Raw genomic sequence first — 23,651 nt, 5'->3', positions numbered from 1 at the left:
CGGCGAATCATACCACGCCCGGCGCCGCGTTTCGATTATCCACCCTTGATCGGGCTGCGCGGCTCGCCATCGCGCCAGCTCCCGTCGGCCCACATCCGGTCGAATGCCTGGCGGTAGTCCGGAAAGCGGAACCGATAGCCCACCGCCTTGATTGCCGTGTTGGCGACGCGCTTGTTCTCGCCATAGAAGGACCGCGCCATGGGCGAAAGTTGGGCGGTCTCGAAAGGAATTTCCGGCGGCGGCTCGATGCCCATCAGTGAAGCGGCATAGGTGACGACATCCTGCGGCGGCGCCGGCTCGTCATCGGTTACGTTGAAAATGCCACCTGTATTGCCGCCGATGAGGTGCCACAGCGCACCGGCAATGTCGTCGCAATGGATGCGGTTGAACACCTGGTCGGGCTTGACCAGCCGCCTGGCCGTGCCGTTTTCCAGATTGACCAGCGCATTGCGGCCCGGCCCGTAAATGCCGGAAAGCCGCAGGATAGCCACCGGCTTGCCGGTCTCGCGGCCAAGCTCCAGCCAGCCCTGCTCGGCCGCCACCCGCATTGCCGAGCGCTTCGACACCGGCCGGCAAGTGGCCGTCTCGTCGACCCAGGCGCCGCCATAGTCGCCATAGACGCCGACGGTCGAGAGATAGCCGATCCATTCTAGAGCCGGCATCTGCGCCACGATTGCGGCGCGGGCGGCTATCAATACCGGATCGCCGGCCTCTTCGGGGGCAACGGAGATGACCAGGTGGGTGGTTTTCTCCAGCGCGTCGCTGATCTCGGGTGTCAGCGCGCCGTCGAACAGCAGCGGCACGATGCCGGCCTGTTTGAGTGATTCGAATCTTTCCGGCGAACGCGTGGTTCCGAAAATCGTCGCCGCCTCCTCGTCGGCCCGGGCTAAGGCTTTCCCGGAATAGCCGGCGCCGAAGATGAAGACCTGCTTTTCGCTCATGCATGCGCCTCTGTTGGCAATGCGGACAGCCATTCGTCGCGCACTGTCGCGTCGGTTTCGGTTTTCGAGCTGGCAGCGGCCCTATCCCTGAATTCGGCCTCCGGCACCAGCCGCGCCAGCGCCCAGATGGCCGCGCCGCGCACCAGCGGAGACGGATCGCTCAGCAAAGCACGCACCGGGCCGGCCAGCGAAAAATCCCCGGAATTGCCGGCGGCGATCAGCACATTGCGGACAAAGCGGTCGCGGCCGATGCGCTTGATCGGCGAGCCGGAGAAGAAAGACCGGAACGTGGCATCTTCCAGCTGCAACAGCTCCGCCAGCGGCGGCTCGCGCAGTTCGTCGCGCGCAGCGAGTTTTGCCTCCGAGGCGGCTCGCGCAAACTTGTTCCACGGGCAGGCCGCCAGGCAATCGTCGCAACCGTAGATGCGGTTGCCGATCTTTTCGCGGAATTCGTGCGGGATCGGCCCCTTATTCTCGATGGTGAGGTAGGAAATGCAGCGCCGGGCATCGAGCCGGTAGGGCGCCGGAAAGGCATCGGTTGGGCAGGCATCGAGACAGGCGCGGCAGGAGCCGCAATGGTCCTCTCCGGCTGCGTCGGGCTCAAGCTCGGCGGTGGTGAAGATGGTGCCGAGGAACAGCCAGGAGCCATGCTCGCGGCTAACCAGATTGGTGTGCTTGCCCTGCCAGCCGAGCCCGGCGGCCTCGGCCAGCGGCTTTTCCATCACCGGCGCGGTGTCGACGAACACCTTCACGTCGCCGCCGGCCCGCGCCACGATCTTGCCGGCGATCTCCTTCAGCCTTCCCTTCATCACCTCGTGATAGTCGCGGTTCTGCGCATAGACCGAGATCGCGCCGCGATCGCGCCTTGCCTGCAGTGCACGCGGATCGTGATCCGGGCCGTAATTCATCGCCAGCACGATGATCGAGCGCACGTCGGGCCACAGCGTCGAGGGTTCGCTACGACGCTCGAGCGTCTCTGCGATCCATTCCATCGATCCATGAAAACCGTCGGCGACGAATTCGGCCAATCGGGCTGGCGCCAGCGGGATCGCGTCAGGCCTAGTGACCGCAACCGCATCGAAGCCGGCGCGCCGCGCCTCCGCGTCGATCAGCGCGCGCAGGGTTTCGCGTTTAGAAGTCGAGGTCCGCATAATGCGACACCGGCGACAGGCCGCGCACCCGGTCGGAGAGCAGCGGCCGGAACGACGGCCGCGATTTCACCCGCGTGTACCATTCGCGCGCCGCGGCATGCTCGCGCCAGTCGATCTCGCCGAGATAATCCAGCACCGACAGCGTCGCCGCGGCTGCCAGGTCGGCATAGGTGACCTTGCTGCCGGCCAGCCAGTGGCGGGTACCGGCCAGCCAGTTGGTATATTTCATATGCTGGCGGATGTTGGCGCGCGCCGCGCGGATCGCGCCCGAATCGGGCGAGCCGCCTCCCGCCGTTTCCGGCATGATAGGCTTCAGCACGCGTTCGCGCACCAGGTGCCGCGTTACCTCGCTCTCGGCCTTGTTGAGGTACCAGTCGGTCAGCCGGCGAATCTCGGCACGTTCCATCGGGTCTTCGGCGAACAGCCGCTTGTCGCGCTTCAGGACGCCCCGCGTCTCGTCAAGATATTCCGCGATCACCATCGCGCCGACGATCGGCACGTCGCCCTCGGCCAGCAGGATCGGCAAGGTGCCGGCCGGGTTCAGCGCCAGGAACTCCTTGCGCCGTGTCCACGGTTTTTCCTCGATCAGCGCCAGCTCCTCGCCATACTCGCCAAAGGCGAGGCGAACGAAGCGGCAGGTGGCGAACATCGGGTGATGGAAAAGCGTCAGCATGGTTCCGCGATAATTAAGCGCACTGGCGAATCGCAGGGCGCACCGGTAAGTCTTGGCGGCCCGTCATGCGGCCGTCACGGTGTTGCGACCTATAGGGGGACTTCCGCGCCGTGACAAGCAAGCCATTTGCAAGCCGTTTCCTTCCGTCACTTGAATGCCGAGGTTGCCATGGATAGCCACACCATTGTCGAAGCCCTGCTGCTCGGCCTGCTGGAGGGGCTGACAGAGTTCATACCGGTCTCTTCCACCGGCCATATCCTGCTCGCCGGCCATTTCCTCGGCTTCCATTCCACAGGCAAGGCGTTCGAGATCCTGATCCAGCTCGGCGCCATCCTGGCGATCCTCAGCGTCTATTTCCGCCGCCTGTGGCAAATGCTGCTCGACCTGCCGCATGACCGGCTGACGCGGCATTTCGTCCTCGGCATCCTGATTGCCTTCCTGCCGGCGGCCATCATCGGCGCGCTGGCGCATGATTTCATCAAGACCATCCTGTTCGAATCGCCGCGGCTGATCTGCATCATGCTGATCATCGGCGGCGTCGTGCTGCTGGCGGTCGACCGCATGAAGCTGCAACCGGTCTACCGCGACGTCGAACGCTTCCCGACAAGGCTTTATCTCCAGATCGGCCTGTTCCAGTGCCTGTCGCTGATCCCCGGCACGTCGCGCTCCGGTTCGACCATCGTCGGCGCCCTGCTTCTGGGCGTCGACAAGCGCGCGGCGGCGGAATTCTCCTTCTTCCTTGCCATCCCGACCATGGTCGGCGCCTTCGCCTTCGACCTGTTCAAGAACCGCAATGTGCTGACGACAGCCGACCTGCCGATCATCGCCATCGGCTTCGTCGCTGCCTTTGTCGCCGCGCTGATCGTCGTCCGCTTCCTGCTCGATTACGTCTCTCGCAACGGCTACGCGCTGTTCGGCTGGTGGCGCCTGGTGGTGGGGGCGGTTGGGCTGGTGGCGCTGATGGTGTGGGGCTGAGCGTTACCCTCCCCCTTGTGGGGAGGGTCGATCCGCAAAGCGGATCGGGGTGGGGGTCAGCGCCACACCCCCGCCCCGTTTCGTCAACGACGCTTCGCGTCGCTTGCTCACCGACCCTCCCCACAAGGGGGAGGGTAAGGCCGCTAATCCTTCCCATAAAACGCATTCTCCACATGCACCGGCCAGCGCCAGGGCAGCACGGCCACCATGTCGAAGCGCATCGACAATTTGCCGTAGTCCGGCTGGCGCGACAGCCAGATATCGGCGGCGCCTTCGATGCGGCGCTCGGATTCATGGCCGATCGCCTCCATCGCCTCCATCAGCGTGCGCCGCGCCTTGACCTCGACGAACAGCACGAGGTCACCGCGCCTGGCGATCAGGTCGATTTCACCGAAGCGCGTGCGATGGCGGCGCGCAAGAATGCGGTAGCCCTTCAGCATCAGCGCCGCTGCCGCCAGCCACTCGCCGCGATGTCCGCGCCGATAGGCCTTTTGGCGGCTGGCGCTCGGGCGCTCAACCACCGCTGCTTTCTCCGCCGTCCTTGAGCTCAAGCAGCCGCCGGTACAGCGCCTGTTTCTGCCCGCCGGTCATTTTCGCCGCTTCCGCCGCTGCCTTCGAAGCTGGCATTTCGGCGGCCAGCGACAGAAGAAGCCGGTCGATGTCGGCGGGTTGGTCGGCCTTAACCTCGGCGGGACCGACGCAGATGACGATCTCGCCCTTCGGCGTGTCGGTCGCCGCATAGTGGTCGGCCAGCGCGGCAAGCGTGCCCGTCCGCATCTCTTCAAAAGTTTTGGTCAGCTCGCGGCCGATGGCTGCCTTGCGCTCACCGCCCAGCGCTTCGACCATGGCGACCAGCGTCTCGGCCAGTCGGCGTGGCGATTCGAAGAAGATCAGTGTTGCCGGCACTGCCCTGAAGGTTTCGAGCTTGGTCAACCGCTGCCCGGTTTTTACCGGCAAAAAGCCGGCGAACAGGAAGGCGTCGGACGGCAGGCCCGACGCCGTCAGGGCTGCCAGCGGCGCCGATGGGCCGGGGATCGGCACGACGCGCAGGCCGCGCTCCAGCGCCTCGCCGACCAGCCGGTAGCCGGGATCTGAGATCAGCGGCGTGCCGGCGTCCGAGATCAACGCCACACTCTGCCCGGTCTCAAGCGCTGCAATCAGCTTCGGCCCGGCCTCTTGCGCATTGTGCTCGTGATAGGCGGTGGTGCGACGGCGGATGCCGTAGCGGTCGAGCAGCACGCGCGAGACGCGGGTGTCCTCGCAGGCGACAATGTCGGCGGCGGCCAGCGTTTCCAGCGCGCGCAGCGTGATGTCGGCGAGATTGCCGATCGGCGTCGCCACCAGATACAGCGCCGGCTCCAGCGGCCGGACCGGCATCTCGGTCTGGCCGATCACATAGCTGCGTTTTTCGCCGGTCACCGCTGACATCTCCGTTCAGCCCTGTTTGGCACGGCGCAGGCGCGGTTGCAAAAGCCCGGCGTCCCGCCTCAACCTGACCCCAAACCTGACGCCGATGTAATCCGGCCGCCATGTCTTTGCCATAGTGGGGAACGAAACCGTGGCCGGCGGATTGAATACCTGAGTCTCTTGAGGAGGAGGACAGGATGGACAGCCTGAAATTGCAGGACGTTTTCGAGCCCTACTATGCCGGGCGCAACCGCGTGCCCGCGCCAAAGGACAAGCGTCTGCTTGCCAAGAGCGCCACCAGCCTGACAAGGCGGGCCACCACCCCCTTGCCGACGAATGTCAGGTTTTCCGACAATCAGCCCGACAACCAGCAGAACAGCACGACGGAGCACTGACCGGACGATGCCCAATCGCTTCGATATCTTCATCACCCGTCTTGAAACCAAGAGCGCCAGAGAAGGCGTGCCGCCGCATCCGATGAACGACCAGCACAGCGTCCGCCGCGACAAGGCCGACGCCAAGCCGGCCCGACCTGGCGACGCGCATGCCGAAAAGGATCGTGGCAAGCGCCGCTTCAAGCACGACGCTTGATTTGTCGATCGGTGCGGTATCCCCGCCTTCGTCATCCTAGGGCGAAGCGACGCGGCGCAGACCCTAGGATCCATTCTGTGACGCCTACCGAAGGATGCAGCGGCGCAGAATTCTGAACCGTTGCAACGCCTTAACCTCGCGGCATGGATCCTCGGGTCAAGCCCGAGGATGACGAACGCGTGGTGGTGGCGCCGACGATCAGCCCAGGTATCGCGTCACCCTCACTTCCAGCAATCGCACCAGCTCCGGATCCATGAATTGATAATCATCCGGGATATCGAGGCAGATCACCCGCGCCTTTTTCAGGCTCGCCTTGAATTTCTTCTGCAATTTGGTGCGGTGCGCCTTTTCCATGACGAAGATGATGTCGGCCCAGGCCACCAGCTCATGCGTCAGCGGCGTGTCGGCGTCATGATTGGTGCCGGCTGAGGCGACCTCGATGTCCCTGCGCTTGGAAAACACATGCTCGGCAGTCGGGCTGCGCAAACGATTCTGGCTGCAGACAAAGAGGACGTTCTTCAAGAGTTTCCATCTTTAGTTTTTAGCTATTGCCCTGACTAGAAATCCAAACCGCGCTCCACCGCGTGCAATTACTCATCCCATATCTCTCGTATCGATTTGGTCAGAGGGATGTACTGATCCATAGTAAGTCCATACAGATCGAATTCTATAGAATCATCCTTGGCGATCGCTCTAAGCCTGATGCCGATGTAGGTGATAAAGCTGGTTACGACGCCGAATTCGCTCAGATTGGCTGTCTTTCTCTTGGTGAGAACTTTTCCGTTCTTGATAAAAATTACCTCTGCCTCATAGAAATCTTCGTCTTTCGACGGTTTAGAGATCTCGCCCAGTCCAAACTCGAACACATCATCAGTGTTCAATGTCCGCAGCGTCTCGTGGATCAGGAACTTCATCGCAGGACCATCTGGATATGGGCGGGCACGCCTTCGGTTCAACAAGCCGAACTTCTAGCATCCTTGTCCGAGTCGACAAATCGTCCACCATAGTCCGGTCATTTGGCCTCTGGGCTACCGCGCCAGATCCGCCACCACGGCATCGAGCACGATCATGCCGGCCGGCGTGGCGCGCAGCCTTGCATTGCCGATCGGCGCCACCAGCCCCTCGTCCTGCAGCACCGACAGCCGCGCGCTGGACAAGCCGCGCCCGGAAAACGCCTCGTAGCGGGTAAGGTCGATGCCTTCAGCGAGCCTGAGCCCCATCAGCAGGAACTCGTCGGCCTCTTCCGAGCGCGTCAACACCTCGCCGCCGGTGACGCCATGGCCCTTGGCCTCGACCAGATTGGCCCAGGTCTCCGGCATCCGCTCGGCGATGGTGACGGTGCGGCGGCCGTTCTCGATGAAGCGGCCATGCGCGCCCGGCCCGACGCCGACATATTCGCCATAGCGCCAGTAGGTCAGATTGTGCCGGCTCTCGGCGCCCGGCCTGGCGTGGTTGGAAATCTCGTAAGCCGGCAAACCATGCGCGGCGGTCACCTCCTGCGTCAGCGCATAGAGGTCGGCCGCCCGGTCATTGTCGGGAATGGTGAATTTGTGCGCCGCATGCAGTGCGTGAAACGGCGTGCCTTCCTCGATGGTCAGCTGGTAGAGCGACAGATGGTCGGCGGCGTGACCGATCGCCTGTTCGAGCTCCGCCTGCCAGGCGTCCAGCGTCTGGCCGGGACGGGCATAGATCAGATCGAAGGAGAGGCGCGGAAAAATCTCCCGCGCCAGGCCAATGGCATGCAGCGCCTCGTCGACATTGTGCAGCCGGCCGAGAAAACGCAAATCCTTGTCGTTCAGCGCCTGCACGCCGAGCGATACCCGGTTGACGCCGGCGGCGCGGTAGCCGCGAAAACGCTCGGCCTCGACCGAGGACGGGTTGGCTTCCAGGGTCACCTCGATGCCATCGGGCACCGTCCAGTTCTTCGCCACCGCATCAAGCACCGCCGCCACCGTCTGCGGCTGCATCAGCGAAGGCGTGCCGCCGCCGAGAAAAATGCTGGTCACTTCGCGCGGCCCGGTGCGCTCGCGCATATGCTTCAGCTCGGTCTCGAAGGCGCGGGCAAAGCGCTCCTGGTCGACCGGCTGGTGGCGGACATGGCTGTTGAAGTCGCAATACGGGCATTTGGCCGCGCAGAACGGCCAGTGGACATAGACGCCGAAGCCCGGGCTGCGGTCCAGCGGCATCAGGCTGAGCCTAACCTGGCGCGGGCGAATTTCTGGAAAGCTCGGGCGCGGTGCGACAGCGCCGTTGGCTGGCCGGGCTTCCAGCCATGCTTTTCCTCGGCATCCATCTCGCCGAACGTCTTGTCGAAACCGTCAGGCAGGAACACCGGGTCGTAGCCGAAGCCGAGCTCGCCGCGCGGCGGCCACACCAGCGTTCCCTCGGCCTCGCCGCGATAGTATTCGGCCTCGCCATCTGGGAAGGCGAGGCAGATGACGGCGACGAAGCGGCCCTTGCGCTGCGCCGGCTGGGCGGCGCCGACCTCCTGCAAGGCCACTTCGGTGCGCTGCATGGCCATGCCGAAGTCACGCGTGCCTTCCGGGGTTTCGGCCCAGTTGGCGGTGTAGACGCCCGGTGCGCCGTCGAGCGCGTCGACGCACAGGCCCGAATCGTCCGACAGCGCCGGCAGGCCGGTGGCTTTAGCCGCCGCAAAAGCCTTGATGTAGGCGTTTTCCTCGAAGGTGGTGCCGGTCTCGTCCGGTTCCGGCAGGCCATAGTCCTTGGCCGACTTCGCCTCGAAGCCGAACGGACCCATCAAATCGCCGAATTCGCGCAGCTTGCCCGCATTGTGGCTGGCGACGACGATCCTTTTTCCATCGAGAGAATGCATCAAAGGCCCCAGATCCGTGGCTCGGCGAATTCGATCGAATTGCCCGAGGGGTCGCGTATGTAGATCGAACGCCCGCCCTGCGGCCATTCGAATTCGCTTTCGATGGCGATGTTTTTCGCCTCAAGCTGCGCCTTCCAACGCCCGAGTTCATCCGCGCTTGCGGCGAAGCAGAGATGGCCCTCGCCGACCGTGCCATGTGGCGGCACTTTCAGCCGCGCATCCGGCGCCGGTGGGATTTTGGTCGCCTCGGCGTTGAAGATCAGCAAAACGCCGGCGCCGCAGCGGAAGAAGAGATGGCGGCCGTCGACCTTGCCGAGGACCTCGAGGCCGAGGATGTCACGGTAGAACGCTTCGGCGGCGGCGAGATCGGTGACGTAGAGAGCGGATTCCAAAATAGCAGAGGGAGTCACGAGGCACCCCCCTCTGCCCTGCCGGGCATCTCCCCCTCAAGGGGGGAGATCAGCAGCTTTGAGGCTGCCATCCACTTTGCAAGGTTGGAGATTGGCGAAAGCCATAGCGACACCCAATCTCCCTCCTTGAGGGGGAGATGGCCGGCAGGCCAGAGGGGGGTGTCCAGGCTCGGCATTTGAGAAACTTACGCCACAGCCATCTGCTGCAAACTCACCAACCTTTGGATGCCCTTCTTGGCCAGACCCATCAACTCCGCGAACTGCCCTTCGGAGAAAGGCTCGCCCTCGGCGGTGCCCTGGATCTCGACGATGCCGCCCTTGCCGGTCATGACGAAATTGGCGTCGGTGCCGGCCGACGAATCCTCGATATAGTCGAGATCGATGACCGGCTGACCGTCATGGATGCCGCAGGAAATCGCCGCGACATGGTCTTTCAGCACTTTGGCAACGCTGGCCATCTGCCGTGCTTCCATCCAGCGCAGGCAATCGTAGAGCGCCACCCAGCCGCCGGTGATCGAGGCCGTGCGGGTGCCGCCATCGGCCTGGAGGACATCGCAGTCGACAGTGATCTGCTGTTCGCCCAGCGCTTGCAGGTCGACGACCGCGCGCAGCGAGCGGCCGATCAACCGCTGGATCTCCAGCGTGCGGCCGCCTTGCTTGCCGGCAGAAGCTTCGCGGCGCATGCGTTCGCCGGTCGAGCGCGGCAGCATGCCGTATTCAGCCGTCACCCAGCCCTTGCCGGAATTGCGCATCCAGCCCGGCACCTTTTCCTCCAGGCTCGCCGTGCACAGGACATGCGTGTCGCCGAATTTCACCAGGCACGAGCCTTCGGCGTGTTTGGACACGCCGCGCTCGAAGGAGATGGCGCGCATTTCGTCGGCTTGGCGTTTGGAGGGGCGCATCGAGGCCTCTTTCTGTTCTTTTTGCGGTTGCGTCGGCGGCTTGTAGACGCATGCAGCCCATGGCGCAAAGGAAAATGGCCGCAAACCCGGTGCCGTGACCGCATACGGCATTGGGCGATCGCAAGAGCGACGCCGGGCGACCTGACACAGACGCCGCTGACCGCAAGTGCGGCAGCGGGTTGCGCAGGGGCGAAGGAAGTCTATATCCTTTAGGCGGAGGTTTTTGGCCCGAATGACCAAGGCAGTCACCGAACCCAGTCTGCTGGCACCCGCGCTGCAGTCGCTCGACATGCGCTCGCGCGACATTTTCCGGCGCATCGTCGATTCCTATCTGAAGGACGGTGAGCCTGTGGGATCGCGCAGCCTGTCGCGTATCCTGCCGTCGTCGCTGTCGCCGGCCACCATCCGCAATGTGATGAGCGACCTCGAACATCTCGGCCTCATCTATGCCCCGCACATCTCGGCCGGGCGCCTGCCGACGCAGACGGGCCTGCGCTTCTTTGTCGATGCCTTCATGGAACTCGGCGATCTTTCCGACGAGGAACGCCGCGTCATCGAGGCGCAGGTGCGCGCCTCCGGCTCGGGCGCGACGCTGGAACACATGCTGACCGAGGCCAGCCAGATGTTGTCGGGCATGTCGCGCGGCGCCGGCCTTGTGCTGGCCACCAAGAACGAGGTGGCGCTGAAGCACATCGAGTTCATCCAGCTTGAGCCGACCAAGGCGCTGGCCGTGATGGTGTCGCAGAACGGCGATGTCGAGAACCGCGTCGTCGATCTGCCGGCCGGCATCACCGTCTCGCAGCTGCATGAAGCCTCCAACTTCCTCAACGCCCATATCAGGGGCCGCACGCTCGCCGAGGCGCGCATCGAGATCGCCCGCATCAAGGACGAGACCAGGGCCGCCCTCGACACGCTGTCGCAGGATCTGGTCGAGAAGGGCCTGGCGGTGTGGGCGGGCGCCGACAGCGGCCTGCCGGCGCGTCTCATCGTGCGCGGCCGCGCCAATCTGCTCGAAAACGTCACCGCCCAGGCAGACATCGAATTGCTCAGGCACCTGTTCGAGGACCTGGAAACGCAGGACGGGCTGATCCAGCTGCTCGACCTCGCCGAGGACGGCCCCGGCGTGCGCATCTTCATCGGCTCGGAAAACAAGCTGTTTTCACTCTCCGGCTCGTCGCTGGTGGTGGCGCCCTACCGCGACAAGGACGCCCGGGTCGTCGGCGCGCTTGGCGTCATCGGCCCGACCAGGCTGAATTATGCCCGCATCGTGCCAATGGTCGACTACACTGCCCAATTGATTACCCGGATGTTGAGATAAGTCCAAAGCCGGTATCACCGCAAAGGAGGGCGCAGAATGGCGCTTGAATCGTTCAAGGCCCAGATCAGTCTGCTGCTCGAGGAAATGGTCAACCAGCCCGAGGACGAGCACGAAATCCAGGAGCAACTGCGCGAAAAACTCCGCGAAATGCGCGCCATGGGCCTGCCGCTGCCGGACGATCTCGTCGCGCTGGAAAAGCGGCTCGACGACGATCTCGATGTCGAGGAAGAAGACAGCTGACGGGGTTCCCCGTATCTGCGTGCGCGACCTTCATTTTTTGATGCGCCCGCCCAATATCTGCTGATGCAGCAGCCGGGCGCGGCGTGAATTCGAGGAGGACAGCATGATCCGGATTGCCGGCTTCGCGAGCCTTGCCCTGCTTATGGCCACCAGTGCCTACGCTCAGCAAGCCGATCAACCGCTGCTGACCGGCAAGGACGCTTTCGGCGACTGGAAGGCGGACAAACCGGGCGTGCGCCGGCTGATCAAGCCGCAGGACCTGCAGGCGCCCTTTGTCACCGAATCCGCATCCAATGGCCCCGGCGTGGCGGAGAGGCCCGAAGGCGCCAATCCAGTTGTGCTGCCGGGTTTTACAGCGGAGCTTATCGCCTCCGGTATCGCCAACCCGCGCGTCGTTCGCGTTGCTCCGAATGGCGACCTGTTTGTTGCCAACAGCAACGACGACGAGATACGCGTTTATCGTCTCGGAAAGGGTAGCGCAAAACCCGTCCAGAAAGCGATCTTTGCCAGCAACCTGAGCCGACCCTACGGCATTGCCTTCTATCCACCGGGCGACAAGCCGCAGTGGGTCTATGTCGCCAACAGCGACAGCGTGGTGCGCATCGCCTATCGCAACGGCGACCTGAAAGCCTCAGCCGAACCCGAGACGATTGTCTCCAACATTCCCTTGGGCGGCCACTGGACTCGCGACATCGCCTTCTCGCCGGACGGCAAGGCGTTTTATGTCTCGGTCGGCTCCGAATCGAATATCGCCGAGGGCATGGGGAAGGAACCGCGTGGCGGCCTCGACGCCTGGATCAAATCCATGCCGCTGGGTGCCGCATGGGGCGAGGAGGACGGCCGGGCCGATGTGCTGGCCTTCGACCCCGATGGCAAGAATGGCCGCATCGCTGCCACTGGCCTGCGCAATTGTTCTGGTATGACCGTGCAGCCGGCGACCGGCGCGCTGTGGTGCGTCGTCAACGAGCGCGACTCGCTCGGCGACAACATTCCGTTCGAATTCGCAACCACTGTAAAGGACGGCGCCTTCTACGGTTGGCCCTGGTACTACATCGGCAACAATGAGGATCCACGCCGCAAGGGTGAGCGCCCCGACCTTGCCGGCAAGGCAACCATCCCCGACGTGCTGATGCAGGCGCATTCTGCGCCGCTCAACATCGTCTTCTATGAGGGGAGCAATTTCCCGGCCGAGTACAAGGGCGATGCTTTCGTTGCCCTGCACGGGTCCTGGAACCGCGGCGTGCGCACGGGCTACAAGGTGGTGCGACTGAAATTCAAGGATGGCAAACCGACCGGTGAGTATGAGGATTTCATCACCGGCTTCGTCATTTCCAATGACTCCGTGTGGGGCCGGCCTGTCGGCGTCGCGGTGGCCAAAGACGGCGCGCTCATCCTCACCGAGGATGCCAACGGCACCATCTGGCGCATCACTCATGTCGACGGGCCTTCCTGAGCCCATTGGTTTGGCAAAGAGCTGCCCCAGTGCACGTCCCGATGTATCGCCTTTGGATAGGTATGGATCACCTCGGCCGATGAGACGCGGTCGTCGAAACCGGTATCCCTGAGATTGAAGAGGCCGACCGAGCCGAAGGACTTCTTCGCCCCTTGCGCGAAGCGGCTGTCGCTGAGATCGTGTTCGTAGAGCGTCACCGTGACGTGGCCGTCATTGAGCTTCGGCACGTAAACACTGCTGATCGTGTCGTTGGCGACGCCCAGCTGGTTGACGTTGAAGCGGTAGACGTCCTGCACCATGCGCCGGGCCGCATTGCCGTTGATCATCCAGTATTCGCGGCGCGATGCGCGGTTCTGGTCGTCAAGCTTGAGCGCTGCCTTGCGGCCAAGCCCGAGCCAGTGCTCGAACACCATCACATTGGCGCCCCAAGGGTAGGGATAATTGGACTTGTCGACGATGCGCCGCACGCCGGTGTCGGGGATCTCATTGGTGTCGACATAGTCCAGCCATTGCAGCTGGAATGAGGCTTCCACGTTGAGGTCGCTGTTGCGCGGATCGGATGCAACGATGCGCCAGTCCGAAACCGGCGGATATTTGGTGTCGAGGTCGATGTAGAATTCGCCCTTGGCAGTGTCGTCGGGGTCCGGGGAGTCGCGCTCCAACGCGACCAGCCGCACCGTGAAGCGGTTGTTGACGACCAGCGGATAGATCATCGGATGAACGGGATGAGCGCCGGGGTTCCGGCTGTCGGAAAAGTAGCCAGGCGCCGGGGCGATATCGCTTGCGCCCTTGTCGAACAGGCTGAAGGCCTGCCGCCCCTCGAACCACAGATACCATTCCAGCTCGTGCCCGCGCGCCTCGGAATAGGGCTTCCATTGCATAAGCTGGATGTGAAGTCGTTTCGCTAGCATGGGCAGCTCCTGTCGGTGTAGCAGCGCAAGAACGCAGGGATTGCAATGTGCGCTGGGGCGGCTGGGGGATAGCCGCTCTCCCACGGCGCGTAAGTGAACCATCTCTCGTTTTCGGCCGTGCCCTGACGACCGTCCGATCCTGCTGGCGCAATCGAATCCGTTTTACCCCTGCCGGCTTTCATGGCATCAGGGGCCGTTCAAGGGGTGCAACCGTCATGACCCTCACCGGCTTCCTTGCCTACAGCGCCGCACTCGGCATCGCCGCCGCCATTCCCGGCCCTGGCGTCACCGCGCTTGTGGCGCGGGCCTTGGGCTCCGGCTTCCGCTCGTCGCTGGCCATGTCCTTCGGACTGATGCTCGGCGACCTCATTTATCTCACCGCCGTGGTGCTCGGCCTTGCCTTTGTCGCGCAGACCTTCGGCATGGTCTTCCTCGCCATCAAATGGCTGGGCGTCGCCTATCTCGCCTTCCTTGGCTGGCGGTTCTGGACCGCCGGTATCACGCCCGAAACGGTCGAGGCCAGGAAAGGCAAGGGTGGTCTGGTATCGAGCTTCCTTGCCGGCCTCACCGTCACGCTCGGCAACCCGAAGACGATGATCTTCTATCTCGCAATCACGCCGACCATCGTCGACCTGAAGACCATCACCCTCGCCGACTACGGCATTCTGGCCGCACTCACCGTCATCGTGCTCTTCGTGGTGCTGGTGCCTTATCTGGCGCTGGCCGCCAAGGCGCGCTGGTTCCTGAAATCGCCACGCGCGCTGAAGGCGCTGAACCGCACCGCAGCCGGCTTCATGGTTGGCGCAGCCGCAGCCATTGCGGCCCGTCAGTAGACCGGTTTCAGCCAATCCATTCCGCCAATCCGGCCATCGGGGAAATGCGTTTCCGGGAGGTCAGCCTTTTCAGCAAGCGCCTCACTCGATATTTTCGGCCGGCAGCCTATCTTGCGCGATCGAAAGCCCTATTCTGTCCGCCGATGCCAATTGCCTGACCAATTGCCTGATCTGGGAGCGAAACCAATGAACAAGCCCGTCTCTTCGCCGCGCGTGCCCGGCCGCGGCCGCGTCTACAATTCGATCACCGAGACGATCGGCGACACGCCGTTGGTGCGGCTCGACAAATTCGCCAAGGAGAAAGGCGTCGTTGCCAACCTTCTGGCCAAGCTCGAATTCTTCAACCCGATCGCCTCGGTCAAGGATCGCATCGGCGTTTCGATGATAGAGGCGCTGGAAGCGTCGGGCCGCATCAGGCCCGGCAAGACGACGCTGATCGAGCCGACCTCCGGCAATACCGGCATTGCGCTCGCCTTCGCCGCCGCCGCCAAGGGCTACAAGCTGATCCTGACCATGCCTGAAACCATGTCGGTGGAGCGCCGCAAGATGCTGGCGCTGCTTGGCGCCGAGCTGGTGCTGACCGAAGGTCCCAAGGGTATGAAGGGTGCCATTGCCAAGGCCGATGAGCTGGCGGCGACCCTGCCCGATGCGGTCATTCCGCAGCAGTTCGAAAACCCGGCCAATCCGGAGATCCACCGTCGCACCACGGCCGAGGAGATCTGGAACGACACCGATGGCGGCGTCGACATCTTTGTCGCCGGCATCGGCACCGGCGGCACCATCACCGGCGTCGGCCAGGTGCTGAAGCAGCGCAAGCCTTCGGTGCATGTCGTCGCCGTCGAGCCGGAGGCCTCGCCCGTGCTGTCGGGCGGCCAGCCCGGCCCGCACAAGATCCAGGGCATCGGCGCCGGCTTCGCGCCAAAGATCCTCGACACCTCGATCTATGACGAGATCGTCAAGGTCTCCAATGAGGATTCGGTCGCCAATGCCCGCCTCGTCGCCCGCCTTGAGGGCGTGCCGGTCGGCATCTCGTCGGGCGCCGCACTCCAGGCGGCAATCGTCGTCGGCTCGCGGCCGGAGAACAAGGGCAAGAACCTGGTGGTGATCATCCCGTCCTTCGCCGAGCGCTATCTGTCGACCATCCTGTTCGACGGGCTGGGGGCTTAGTCCTTACGTCTTCGCTGGACCGCCGAAAAGCCGCTGGTGGCTTCAGCCGCCGGCTTGAGCGGAAGGCGGCTTCCGGGTCAAATCGCCCGGCCTGCTTCGTGCAGGTTGGGGAGGATTTGAATGTACAGACTCTACACACGCCCAGGCAGTGGCGGCTTCGTCGTCGAGGCCGCGTTGGCGCTGGCAAACGTGCAATTCGACCAGATCGATGTGCCGAAGAAAGACCCGCCGGACCCGACTTTCCTCGACATCAGCCCGTTGAACCAGGTTCCGGTCCTGACCTTGCCCAGCGGTCAGTCGATAACCGAATCGGCGGCGATCTGCATCCTGCTTGCCGAGCGCCACCCGCAGGCGGGTCTGGCGCCGGCCGCCGGATCGCCGGATCGCGCCGATTTCCTGCGCTGGATGGCGTTCATGTCGTCGGTGCTCTACCCAGCCATCCTGCGTCTATACTATGCCCATCGCTACACCACCGATGCCGAGGGCAAGAAAGCCGTCAAGCAGGCAGCCATTGCCGAGATGGACCGCGGCTTCGCCATTGTCGATGCAGCACTTGAGGGGCGAGATTGGATGGTCGGCGACGCGATGTCGCTGGCCGACATCTATCTCGTCATGCTGGTGGCCTGGCACCCTGATGTCGACAAGGCGCGGGCGGACTGGCCGAACATCGAACGCCTGTGGTCGACATTGCGCGCGCATCCGCTGATGAAACGGCTCAACGCATCGCATGAGATGTGGCCGAGTTGAGCGGCGCTCAATTTCGCAGGATCGCCCGTTTCGCCTGCAGGAAGCGGCGCACGGCCGGGTCGCGCTCGAGGCCGATCGCCCGGTCATAGGCTTCGACCGCTTGCGCTGCATTGCCGAGCCTGGCCAGCAGGCCGGCGCGGGCAGCCCAGTAGGGTTGATAGTCGTTAAGCCGCTTGTCGTCGCCGAGCACGTAAAGCGCCGCAAGTCCCGCCGCCGCCCCGTCGACCTCGGCGATCGCCACGGCGCGGTTGATCGCCACCACCGGCGACCCGGCAATGGCCGACAGCGCATCGTAAAAATTTCGGATCGCCGCCCAGTCGGTCTGGCCGGTCCGCCGCCGCGTCGCGTGCACCGACTGCACGGCCGCTTCGAGTTGGTAGCGGCCGATGACGCCCATGGTCGCAGCGTGGCCGAGCAGCGCTTCGGCCTCGTCGATCAGCGCGTGATCCCACAGAAGGCAATCCTGATCGGCAAGCGGAACATAGTCGCCGGCTTCATCGCGCCGCGCCGGGCGGCGCGCCTCGGCGAACAGCATCAGCGCCAGCAGACCGAGCGCTTCCGGCTCGTCGGGCATCAGCGACGCCACCAGCCGCCCGAGCCAGATGCCTTCCGTCGCCAGATTGCGGCGTTGCGTTTCAGTTCCGGCGGGGTCGGTCCAGCCCTCAGCGAAAGCGGCGTAGATCGCCTCCAGCACCGTATCCAGCCGCTCGCCGAGTTCGGCCCGCTCCGGTACGCGGAACGGAATGCCGATCTCGCGGATGCGGCTCTTGGCGCGCACCAGGCGCTGGCCCATCGTCGCCGGCGAGACCAGGAAGGCCGAGGCGATTGCTCCCGCGTCGAAACCCAGAACCGTCTGCAGGATCAGCGGCGCCCGCACGCTGGCCTCGATCGCCGGATGCGCACAGGCAAACATCAGCCTGAGACGCTCGTCGGGCAGGTCTTCGTCTTGCATGCTTGCCTCCATCTCCTCGGCCATCAGCTTGAGATGGTCGCGGCTCGCCTCGCTGGTCAGCCGACGGCGCACCGCATCGACACCACGGCGGCGCGCGACCGCCAGCAGCCAGGCCTCGGGCTTCTCAGGCACGCCGGCTTCCGGCCAGCGCTCAAGTGCTGCGGCAAAGGCATCCGCCAGCGCGTCCTCGGCGCCGGCGACATCGCGCGTGCGCGCCGCGAGCCAGGCGACGAGCTTGCCGTAGCTTTGCCGGGCGGCCGCCTCGGCCGCCGCGCGCGCGATCTCCGGTCGACTGTCCATCACTGGGTCATTTCTGAGAGGCGTACTCGGTCATTTCCCAGATCGGCCGCACCTCGATAGTGCCGGCGCTGGCGCCTGGACAGCGCGCTGCCCATGCGATCGCCGCGTCGGCGTCCTCGGCCTCGATCATGTAGAAACCGGCAAGCTGCTCCTTGGTGTCGGCGTAGGGGCCGTCGAGCACATTGGTCTTGCCGTTGGCCGTCCGCACCGCGGTGGCAAGCTGGGTCGGCTTCAGTCGGTCGCCGGCGAGCCACGCTCCGGATTTCTTCAACGCTTCGGTGTAGGCGCCGTAGGCGGCGCTGATCTCGTAGGTCTTGTCGCTCGGCGCGGCCGCCATCGCGGCTTCGTTCGCGTATATCAAAAGCATGTATCGCATGGTCTTCTCCCGTTCTTAGGAAGGCCGCGTCATTGCGTGCCGGACGTATGTCGCGCGGCCCTGCCCGATTTCGACAGGCTTCAGAAAAACTTTCATCTTCACAAGGCGATTTCGCAAGGACCAGATCTTTCCTGGCTGGACGGTGGCAGCACCGGAGTGGCAGCGGTCGCGCCCAGCACTATCCTCTGTCGTGGCGGGCACGTCACGCGAGGCATGGGAGGAGAGAATGGAACTCGTGACCCACAAGAAATTCAAGAACGGCCGGTTGATGCCATGGGCAAAGGGCACGGTCGTCAGCGGCGCGAAAGGAACCGTCTATCTCTGCGGCAACACCGCGACATCGGCCGACTATGATCCAGCCGGCAAGAAAGGCGGCGGCTTCGCCGGCGATGCGGCGGAGCAGTGGCGTGAAGTTCTCGGCAACATCAAATCGGATCTGGAGGAACTGGGCAGCGGCCTCGACCATCTCATCAGGCTGACCTTCTTCGTCAGAGGGCCGTTTCCCGATGGCGGCGTGCTCAGCTCGCCCAATTTTCGTCTCGACGTACTGGACGCGTTCTTCGCCGAGCATTGTCCGAAGCATTGCAGCTACAACAATCCGCCGCCTTCGGAAGTGATCGGTGTCGTAGCGCTTGCCCAGGCCGACATCGTCATCGAGATCGTCGCCGTCGCGGCGCTGCCCGACTGAGGTCGGATCAGGCCTTCGGCTTGAGCCAGCCGCGATAGCGCACGATCAGCCCCGGCGAGCGAGTGCGAGGTCACTTTTTGGCGACATGGGATCAGCCGATCATGCGCGCACGCAGCGCGGCGGACGGGATCCCGCAACTGTCCTTGCGGCCGAAGATGGCGTAGCGGTTTTTGGCGATGCGTTCGTAAAGCCAGCCGCGCAAGGGGCGCGGCAACAGCAGCAGGGCTTTCGCCGCTCGCCACGGCCAGCCGAGTTCGGCCATCACGGCAACAAAACTGTCCAGCCGCATGAAAGGAGCGCCGCCGATGAGGACCAGATTGGTCTCATAGCTGTCGGTGCGCAGTCCATGTTTGTGGAACAGCGCCTCGCCGAAGGGCGACTGCGCCGTGGCGAAGCGGAAGCGGTTTTTGCGGTCGAGCCTGACCACCGTGCGCACGAAGCCCGAGCACAGCACGCAGACGCCATCGAAAACGATCAAAGGCTGGCTGGCATCGAAGGGTTCAGGAGAAGAAGTCACGGGACATCCGGCAGCTTGTGTCAGGCGACACTAAGCCTGCCGGCTAGGGGATCAAAGCCGCGGCGTTGTCGCACGGCTTCTCGCGGCCAGCGCGGGGCGCTCGGCGCGATAGGTGGTTGCGCGGTGGTCGGCGCCCGGTCTGCAGATCCGGCTGTCGTGACGCGTTTCGAACGTCATGATCAGTGCGCGCCGAGCGAGCTGCCGCGACGGGCGCAGGCCGGGCCCGGTCCGCGCATGTAATAGCGCTCCGGCCGATAGGTCGGCGCGATGAATTCGCGGATGGCGGCGGCATAGCCGGCGATGTGGCCCCAGAATTTCATTTTACCCAGTCCCTGTCCCGATTTTCGGATGTCCCGTCCGATTGCGGGGATCATAGCGTCGAGGCGTGAATAGTCGGTGAACACGATGTTAATCTTCGGTCGAAAACCAGTCGCTTCGTGGCCGGAATGCGGCGGTTTCGGGGTCTTTCAGAGCCTTTTGAGCCCTTTCCGGCCAATGTGACTTTTGCATCACATATGTTTCGTCTGGATGTCGCTTGGGCGCGGTTCTGTTTCAATTTCGGCGAGCCCCGCGAAATTTCCGTGCGCATGGCTGCAAAGCCGCCAGGCAGCAATCGGAACCGGAACCGGCTTTACCCGTTCTCGGTTGAACCGCATCGCGCAGGAGTTTCGCCATGGCACCGCGCCCCGCCTGGAAGGGCTATCTGAAACTGTCGCTGGTCACCTGCGCCGTCGAACTGACCAACGTCGTCACCCACACCGAAAAGGTCTCGTTTAGGGTGCTGAACCGCAAGACCGGCAACACGGTCAAGCGCATCTATGTCGATGCCGAAACTGGCGAGCCGCTGGACGAAGGCAATGAGATCAAGGGCTACGAACTCGATGACGGCGACTTCGTCCATATCGAGGAAGACGAGATCGCCGCGGTGCAGATCGAGTCGTCGCACACCATGGCGCTGGACGGCTTCGTCGACAAAGCCTCTATCCAGCAGATCTATCTCGACACGCCCTATTATGTCGCGCCGGCCGACAAGGTGTCGGAGGAAGCCTTTGCCGTCATCCGCGACGCCATGGCCGGCAAGAAGATGGCCGGGCTGGCGCGCATCGTGCTCTATCAGCGGGAACGTCCCGTCGTTATCGAGCCGCTCGGCAAAGGCATGGTGCTGACCACTTTGCGCTACGACAACACAGTGCGGCAGCCCGACAGCGTCTTCGGCGACATTGAGGCGGTGAAGACCGACCAGGAGATGACCGATCTCGCCGAACTCATCATCGACAAGAAGAAGGCGAAGTTCGATCCGTCGAAATTCGAGGACAAATATGAGGACGCGCTGCTCGAGCTGATCCGCGCCAAGAAGGCCGGCAAGAAGGCGCCGAAGCCACAGGCCGCGCCCAAGCCGTCCAACGTGGTCAATCTGTTCGACGCGCTGAAGAAGAGCCTGTCGGATGGCGGCACGGCGAAAGGCTCGGCCAAGAAGGCCAGGCCGGCGGCCAAAAGCGGCAAGGCGAAAGCCGCCGCGCCCAAACGCAAATCGGCGTGAGGCCCAGCACCATGGCCAGCCTTGAACAATATCAGTCCAAGCGCGATTTCAAGAAAACCGCCGAGCCTGCCGGCAAGGTCACGCGCGGCAAGACATCCGGCGGCATCTTCGTCATCCAGAAACACGACGCCACCAGGCTGCATTACGATTTCCGCCTCGAGCATGACGGCGTCTTGTGGAGCTGGGCGGTGACGCGCGGCCCGAGCCTCGATCCGCACGAAAAGCGGCTGGCCGTGCATGTCGAGGACCACCCGCTCGACTATGCGTCCTTCGAAGGCACCATCCCCAAGGGCGAATATGGCGGCGGCACCGTCATCGTCTGGGACGAAGGCACATGGACGCCCGAGATCGACCCCGCCAAGGCGATGAAGAAGGGCCACATCTCATTCGAGCTCAAAGGAAAGAAGCTGAACGGCCTGTGGCATCTGGTCAGGCTGAAGCCACGCGCGGGTGAAAAGCGTGACAACTGGCTGCTGATCAAATCCGACGATGCCGCTGCCCGCCCGGGCGAAGACATTCTGAAGGACGCACCGGAATCGGTGAAATCCGGCCTCACCATCGAGCAGGTCGCGGAGGGCAAGACCGTCGACGGCAAGAAGCCGAAGGTCTGGCATTCCAACAAGCCTGCCGCCTCCAGCAAGGCGAAGGCCGGCAAGCGTCTCGATTTCATCGAGCCGCAGCTGGCGACGCTGGAGCGCGAGGCGCCGCCCGGCAAGGACTGGCTGCACGAAGTCAAATTCGACGGCTACCGCATGCAGGCGCAGATCGCCGGCACCGAGGTGCGGCTTCTGACCCGCACCGGCCTCGACTGGACGGAGAAATTCGGCTCCGAGATCGTTGCCGAACTCGCCCAGCTGAAATGCAGCGACGCCATCATCGATGGCGAGATCGTCGTGCTGGCCGACAGCGGCGTTTCGTCCTTCGCGCTGCTGCAACAGGATCTCTCGGCCAATCGCACCAGCCGCTTCACCTACTACGTCTTCGACCTGATGCGGCTCGACGGCAAGGATCTGCGCGCCGAGCCGCTGGTCGAGCGCAAGCAGGCGCTGCAGGAGCTGCTTGGTGAGCCGTCCGAAAATGCCGCCGTCCGCTTCAGCGATCATTTCGCCGAGCCTGGCAAGATCATGCTGCAGCATGCCTGCCGCATGGGGCTGGAAGGCATCGTTTCCAAGCGCGCCGACGCGCCCTATCGCAGCGGCCGCGGCCCAAGCTGGGTAAAGTCCAAATGCACGGAGCGCCAGGAATTCGTCATTGGCGGCTATCTGCCCTCGGAAAAGACCGGCCGCGGCCTGCGCTCGCTGCTGGTCGGCTATTTCGAAGGCGGCAAGCTCAATTATGCCGGCCGCGTCGGCACCGGCTTTTCGGTCAAGGGCGCGACGGACCTGAAGAAGAAGCTCGATGCGCTGAAGGCAGAATCATCGCCTTTCGCCGCCGCCGTGCCGAAGGGCAAAGGCCTGGTCTGGGTCAAGCCTGAACTGGTCGGCGAAGTGGAGTTCCGCAGCTGGACCTCGGACCGTATAATACGCCACGCGTCGTTCCAGGGACTGCGCGAGGACAAGCCGGCGGAGGAAGTCGTGCAGGAAAAGCCATCGAAACCGTCGAGCAAGGCAAAGCCTGCGGCAAGCAGCGCCGGCAAGGCTTCCGGGACGAAAGCTGGGGCAATGACCACCAGCGTAAAAATCTCCCATCCCGAAAAACTGCTGTGGCCCGACGAAAAAATATCCAAGCAGGCTTTGCTCGAGCACTACGCGCTGGTCTGGCCGCGCATGGAGCAGTTCATCATCAACCGGCCGCTCAGCCTGGTCAGGGCGCCGGACGGCATAGGCGGGCCGCGCTTCTTCCAGAAACACGCCTCGGCCGGCATGAGCGACAAGATCGCTCGGATGAAGGATCCGACCGACGGCGAGGAAATCCTGTTCATCCGCGATTTCGACGGCCTTGCCGCTCTGGTCCAGTACGGTGTGGTCGAGGTCCACATCTGGGGCTGCACGACCGACGAGCTGGAAAAGCCCGACCAGATCATCTTCGATCTCGATCCCGACGAGGGCGTCGACGTCAAGGCGGTGCGCGAGGCAGCGCTCGACATCCGAGGCAAGCTCGACGATCTGTCGCTGCCCAATTTCGTCAAGCCGTCGGGCGGCAAGGGCTATCACGTGCTGGTGCCTCTAAAACCGTCAGCGGATTGGGAGGCGGTCAAAACCTTCTCGCATGATTTCGCCAAGGCGCTGGAGCAGGCCGCGCCCGACCGCTACACGGCAACGCTGTCGAAGAAGGCGCGCACCGGAAAAATCTTCGTCGACTATCTGCGCAACGGCAGGGGTTCGACCACGGTCGCGCCCTACTCCTCACGCGCCAAGAAGGGCGCGACGGTGTCCATTCCGGTGACATGGGCGGAGGTGGAAGCGGGGCTGGCGCCGAATGCATTTCCGATCGGCGACAAGACGACGCTGAAGCAATTGGAGAAGGCTGATCCGTGGGCGGATTTCTTCAAGCAGGCGAAGGTGCTGAAGCGGGGGTGAGGCGCACGCTTCTCGCCTACGCTGGAGATCCGTCACACCCCCCTCTGTCCTGCCGGACATCTCCCCCTCAAGGGGGGAGATTGGATGTCACCTCAGCTTTCGCCAATCACCGACGCCGTAAGACTGGCGATGCCGCGCAGCTGCCAATCTCCCCCCTTGTGGGGGAGATGTCCGGCAGGACAGAGGGGGGCGCTGTCCYGCCAGCAT

28 protein-coding genes are annotated in these 23,651 nt (G+C 63.8%); 12 read left to right on the top strand and 16 right to left on the bottom strand.

The genetic code is table 11. The features are described from left to right. Nucleotides 1–35: 35 nt before the first annotated feature. From AC1DXM_RS06595 to AC1DXM_RS06585, 3 genes are read right to left on the bottom strand one after another with little or no spacing between them, the layout of a single operon-like run. Nucleotides 36–941 (bottom strand): SDR family oxidoreductase, encoded by a 906-nt coding sequence (locus AC1DXM_RS06595; protein WP_477232319.1) that lies wholly within the window; start codon nucleotides 939–941, stop codon nucleotides 36–38. After that, nucleotides 938–2,092 (bottom strand): tRNA epoxyqueuosine(34) reductase QueG, encoded by a 1,155-nt coding sequence (queG, locus tag AC1DXM_RS06590; RefSeq protein WP_477232318.1) that lies wholly within the window; start codon nucleotides 2,090–2,092, stop codon nucleotides 938–940. The genes AC1DXM_RS06595 and queG overlap by 4 nt, the downstream gene beginning before the upstream one ends. Beyond that, nucleotides 2,073–2,765 carry a glutathione S-transferase family protein gene (locus tag AC1DXM_RS06585; protein ID WP_192258695.1) on the bottom strand — a complete coding sequence of 231 codons (693 nt, stop codon included), beginning with the start codon at nucleotides 2,763–2,765 and terminating at the stop codon, nucleotides 2,073–2,075. The genes queG and AC1DXM_RS06585 overlap by 20 nt, the downstream gene beginning before the upstream one ends. 168 nt (nucleotides 2,766–2,933) lie before the next feature. Here AC1DXM_RS06585 and AC1DXM_RS06580 point away from each other — a divergent pair, with 168 nt between their 5' ends. Continuing rightward, complete coding sequence (locus tag AC1DXM_RS06580) at nucleotides 2,934–3,740, top strand: undecaprenyl-diphosphate phosphatase (RefSeq protein WP_477232317.1); 807 nt, start codon at nucleotides 2,934–2,936, stop codon at nucleotides 3,738–3,740. Nucleotides 3,741–3,883: 143 nt separating this feature from the next. Here AC1DXM_RS06580 and AC1DXM_RS06575 read toward each other — a convergent pair whose 3' ends face one another. Then, nucleotides 3,884–4,261 (bottom strand): YraN family protein, encoded by a 378-nt coding sequence (locus tag AC1DXM_RS06575; protein WP_477232316.1) that lies wholly within the window; start codon nucleotides 4,259–4,261, stop codon nucleotides 3,884–3,886. After that, nucleotides 4,254–5,159, bottom strand: a complete 906-nt coding sequence (rsmI, locus tag AC1DXM_RS06570; protein WP_477232315.1) for a 16S rRNA (cytidine(1402)-2'-O)-methyltransferase — start codon at nucleotides 5,157–5,159, stop codon at nucleotides 4,254–4,256. Before rsmI ends, AC1DXM_RS06575 begins: the two co-directional genes overlap by 8 nt. 185 nt (nucleotides 5,160–5,344) lie before the next feature. Between rsmI and AC1DXM_RS06565 the strand changes: the two genes are divergently transcribed. Together AC1DXM_RS06565 and AC1DXM_RS06560 are read left to right on the top strand one after the other, a co-directional pair. Then, nucleotides 5,345–5,542: a hypothetical protein gene (locus tag AC1DXM_RS06565; RefSeq protein WP_477232314.1), complete on the top strand. Its 198-nt coding sequence runs from the start codon at nucleotides 5,345–5,347 to the stop codon at nucleotides 5,540–5,542. 7 nt (nucleotides 5,543–5,549) lie between these two features. Continuing rightward, a complete protein-coding gene (locus tag AC1DXM_RS06560; protein WP_192258691.1) occupies nucleotides 5,550–5,738 on the top strand; it encodes a hypothetical protein in 189 nt (62 codons plus the stop codon). A gap of 198 nt (nucleotides 5,739–5,936) precedes the next feature. Here the strand turns inward: AC1DXM_RS06560 and AC1DXM_RS06555 are convergent, their stop codons facing one another. The 6 genes from AC1DXM_RS06555 to rph form a co-directional block, all read right to left on the bottom strand. Next, complete coding sequence (locus AC1DXM_RS06555; protein ID WP_477232313.1) at nucleotides 5,937–6,260, bottom strand: low molecular weight protein tyrosine phosphatase family protein; 324 nt, start codon at nucleotides 6,258–6,260, stop codon at nucleotides 5,937–5,939. Nucleotides 6,261–6,328: 68 nt separating this feature from the next. Beyond that, entirely contained in the window at nucleotides 6,329–6,652 is a 324-nt protein-coding gene (locus AC1DXM_RS06550) for a hypothetical protein (RefSeq protein WP_477232312.1), read from the bottom strand. Nucleotides 6,653–6,766: 114 nt separating this feature from the next. Continuing rightward, a complete protein-coding gene (hemW, locus tag AC1DXM_RS06545; protein WP_477232311.1) occupies nucleotides 6,767–7,924 on the bottom strand; it encodes a radical SAM family heme chaperone HemW in 1,158 nt (385 codons plus the stop codon). Next, complete coding sequence (gene rdgB, locus AC1DXM_RS06540; protein ID WP_477232310.1) at nucleotides 7,924–8,571, bottom strand: RdgB/HAM1 family non-canonical purine NTP pyrophosphatase; 648 nt, start codon at nucleotides 8,569–8,571, stop codon at nucleotides 7,924–7,926. The genes hemW and rdgB overlap by 1 nt, the downstream gene beginning before the upstream one ends. After that, on the bottom strand, nucleotides 8,571–8,981 hold the full coding sequence (locus AC1DXM_RS06535) for a VOC family protein (protein ID WP_477232309.1): 411 nt from the start codon (nucleotides 8,979–8,981) through the stop codon (nucleotides 8,571–8,573). Before AC1DXM_RS06535 ends, rdgB begins: the two co-directional genes overlap by 1 nt. A 185-nt stretch (nucleotides 8,982–9,166) precedes the next feature. Further along, entirely contained in the window at nucleotides 9,167–9,883 is a 717-nt protein-coding gene (gene rph, locus AC1DXM_RS06530; RefSeq protein WP_477232308.1) for a ribonuclease PH, read from the bottom strand. Nucleotides 9,884–10,115: 232 nt separating this feature from the next. Between rph and hrcA the strand changes: the two genes are divergently transcribed. The 3 genes from hrcA to AC1DXM_RS06515 all read left to right on the top strand — a co-directional run bounded on the left by hrcA (nucleotide 10,116) and on the right by AC1DXM_RS06515 (nucleotide 12,894). Next, nucleotides 10,116–11,201 carry a heat-inducible transcriptional repressor HrcA gene (gene hrcA, locus AC1DXM_RS06525; RefSeq protein ID WP_112559112.1) on the top strand — a complete coding sequence of 362 codons (1,086 nt, stop codon included), beginning with the start codon at nucleotides 10,116–10,118 and terminating at the stop codon, nucleotides 11,199–11,201. Between the two features lie 36 nt (nucleotides 11,202–11,237). Then, nucleotides 11,238–11,441: a hypothetical protein gene (locus tag AC1DXM_RS06520; protein ID WP_192258685.1), complete on the top strand. Its 204-nt coding sequence runs from the start codon at nucleotides 11,238–11,240 to the stop codon at nucleotides 11,439–11,441. Between the two features lie 103 nt (nucleotides 11,442–11,544). Further along, nucleotides 11,545–12,894 (top strand): PQQ-dependent sugar dehydrogenase, encoded by a 1,350-nt coding sequence (locus tag AC1DXM_RS06515; protein WP_477232307.1) that lies wholly within the window; start codon nucleotides 11,545–11,547, stop codon nucleotides 12,892–12,894. Here the strand turns inward: AC1DXM_RS06515 and AC1DXM_RS06510 are convergent. Then, complete coding sequence (locus AC1DXM_RS06510) at nucleotides 12,873–13,805, bottom strand: hypothetical protein (RefSeq protein WP_477232306.1); 933 nt, start codon at nucleotides 13,803–13,805, stop codon at nucleotides 12,873–12,875. The genes AC1DXM_RS06515 and AC1DXM_RS06510 overlap by 22 nt on opposite strands. Before the next feature lie 215 nt (nucleotides 13,806–14,020). Between AC1DXM_RS06510 and AC1DXM_RS06505 the strand changes: the two genes are divergently transcribed. The 3 genes from AC1DXM_RS06505 (at nucleotide 14,021) to AC1DXM_RS06495 (ending at nucleotide 16,552) form a co-directional block, all read left to right on the top strand. Continuing rightward, a complete protein-coding gene (locus AC1DXM_RS06505; protein WP_477232305.1) occupies nucleotides 14,021–14,638 on the top strand; it encodes a LysE family translocator in 618 nt (205 codons plus the stop codon). A 186-nt stretch (nucleotides 14,639–14,824) separates the two neighbouring features. After that, a complete protein-coding gene (gene cysK / locus AC1DXM_RS06500) occupies nucleotides 14,825–15,805 on the top strand; it encodes a cysteine synthase A (RefSeq protein WP_477232304.1) in 981 nt (326 codons plus the stop codon). A 120-nt stretch (nucleotides 15,806–15,925) separates the two neighbouring features. Next, a complete protein-coding gene (locus AC1DXM_RS06495; protein ID WP_477232303.1) occupies nucleotides 15,926–16,552 on the top strand; it encodes a glutathione S-transferase family protein in 627 nt (208 codons plus the stop codon). 7 nt (nucleotides 16,553–16,559) lie between these two features. Here AC1DXM_RS06495 and AC1DXM_RS06490 read toward each other — a convergent pair whose 3' ends face one another. Continuing rightward, entirely contained in the window at nucleotides 16,560–17,804 is a 1,245-nt protein-coding gene (locus AC1DXM_RS06490; protein WP_477232302.1) for an RNA polymerase sigma factor, read from the bottom strand. Between the two features lie 7 nt (nucleotides 17,805–17,811). Next, nucleotides 17,812–18,180 carry a YciI family protein gene (locus tag AC1DXM_RS06485; RefSeq protein WP_112559104.1) on the bottom strand — a complete coding sequence of 123 codons (369 nt, stop codon included), beginning with the start codon at nucleotides 18,178–18,180 and terminating at the stop codon, nucleotides 17,812–17,814. Between the two features lie 226 nt (nucleotides 18,181–18,406). Between AC1DXM_RS06485 and AC1DXM_RS06480 the strand changes: the two genes are divergently transcribed. Next, complete coding sequence (locus tag AC1DXM_RS06480; protein ID WP_477232301.1) at nucleotides 18,407–18,868, top strand: RidA family protein; 462 nt, start codon at nucleotides 18,407–18,409, stop codon at nucleotides 18,866–18,868. 91 nt (nucleotides 18,869–18,959) lie between these two features. On the opposite strand, the gene AC1DXM_RS06475 is transcribed toward AC1DXM_RS06480, so the two are convergent. Further along, nucleotides 18,960–19,385, bottom strand: a complete 426-nt coding sequence (locus AC1DXM_RS06475; protein WP_477232300.1) for a thiol-disulfide oxidoreductase DCC family protein — start codon at nucleotides 19,383–19,385, stop codon at nucleotides 18,960–18,962. A 179-nt stretch (nucleotides 19,386–19,564) separates the two neighbouring features. Continuing rightward, the gene (locus tag AC1DXM_RS06470; protein ID WP_023672040.1) at nucleotides 19,565–19,705 is read right to left on the bottom strand and encodes a hypothetical protein; all 141 of its coding nucleotides are present in this window, start codon (nucleotides 19,703–19,705) and stop codon (nucleotides 19,565–19,567) included. Between the two features lie 353 nt (nucleotides 19,706–20,058). Between AC1DXM_RS06470 and ku the strand changes: the two genes are divergently transcribed. Continuing rightward, on the top strand, nucleotides 20,059–20,925 hold the full coding sequence (gene ku / locus AC1DXM_RS06465; protein ID WP_477232299.1) for a non-homologous end joining protein Ku: 867 nt from the start codon (nucleotides 20,059–20,061) through the stop codon (nucleotides 20,923–20,925). 11 nt (nucleotides 20,926–20,936) lie between these two features. Continuing rightward, nucleotides 20,937–23,444 (top strand): DNA ligase D, encoded by a 2,508-nt coding sequence (gene ligD, locus AC1DXM_RS06460; RefSeq protein WP_477232298.1) that lies wholly within the window; start codon nucleotides 20,937–20,939, stop codon nucleotides 23,442–23,444. The last annotated feature ends 207 nt before the right edge of the window (nucleotides 23,445–23,651 follow it).

This window comes from Mesorhizobium sp. P3_A2 (genome assembly GCF_056403115.1).
The sequence above is the reverse complement of the archived record's forward strand: the minus strand, read 5'-3'. Positions and strand labels throughout refer to the sequence as shown.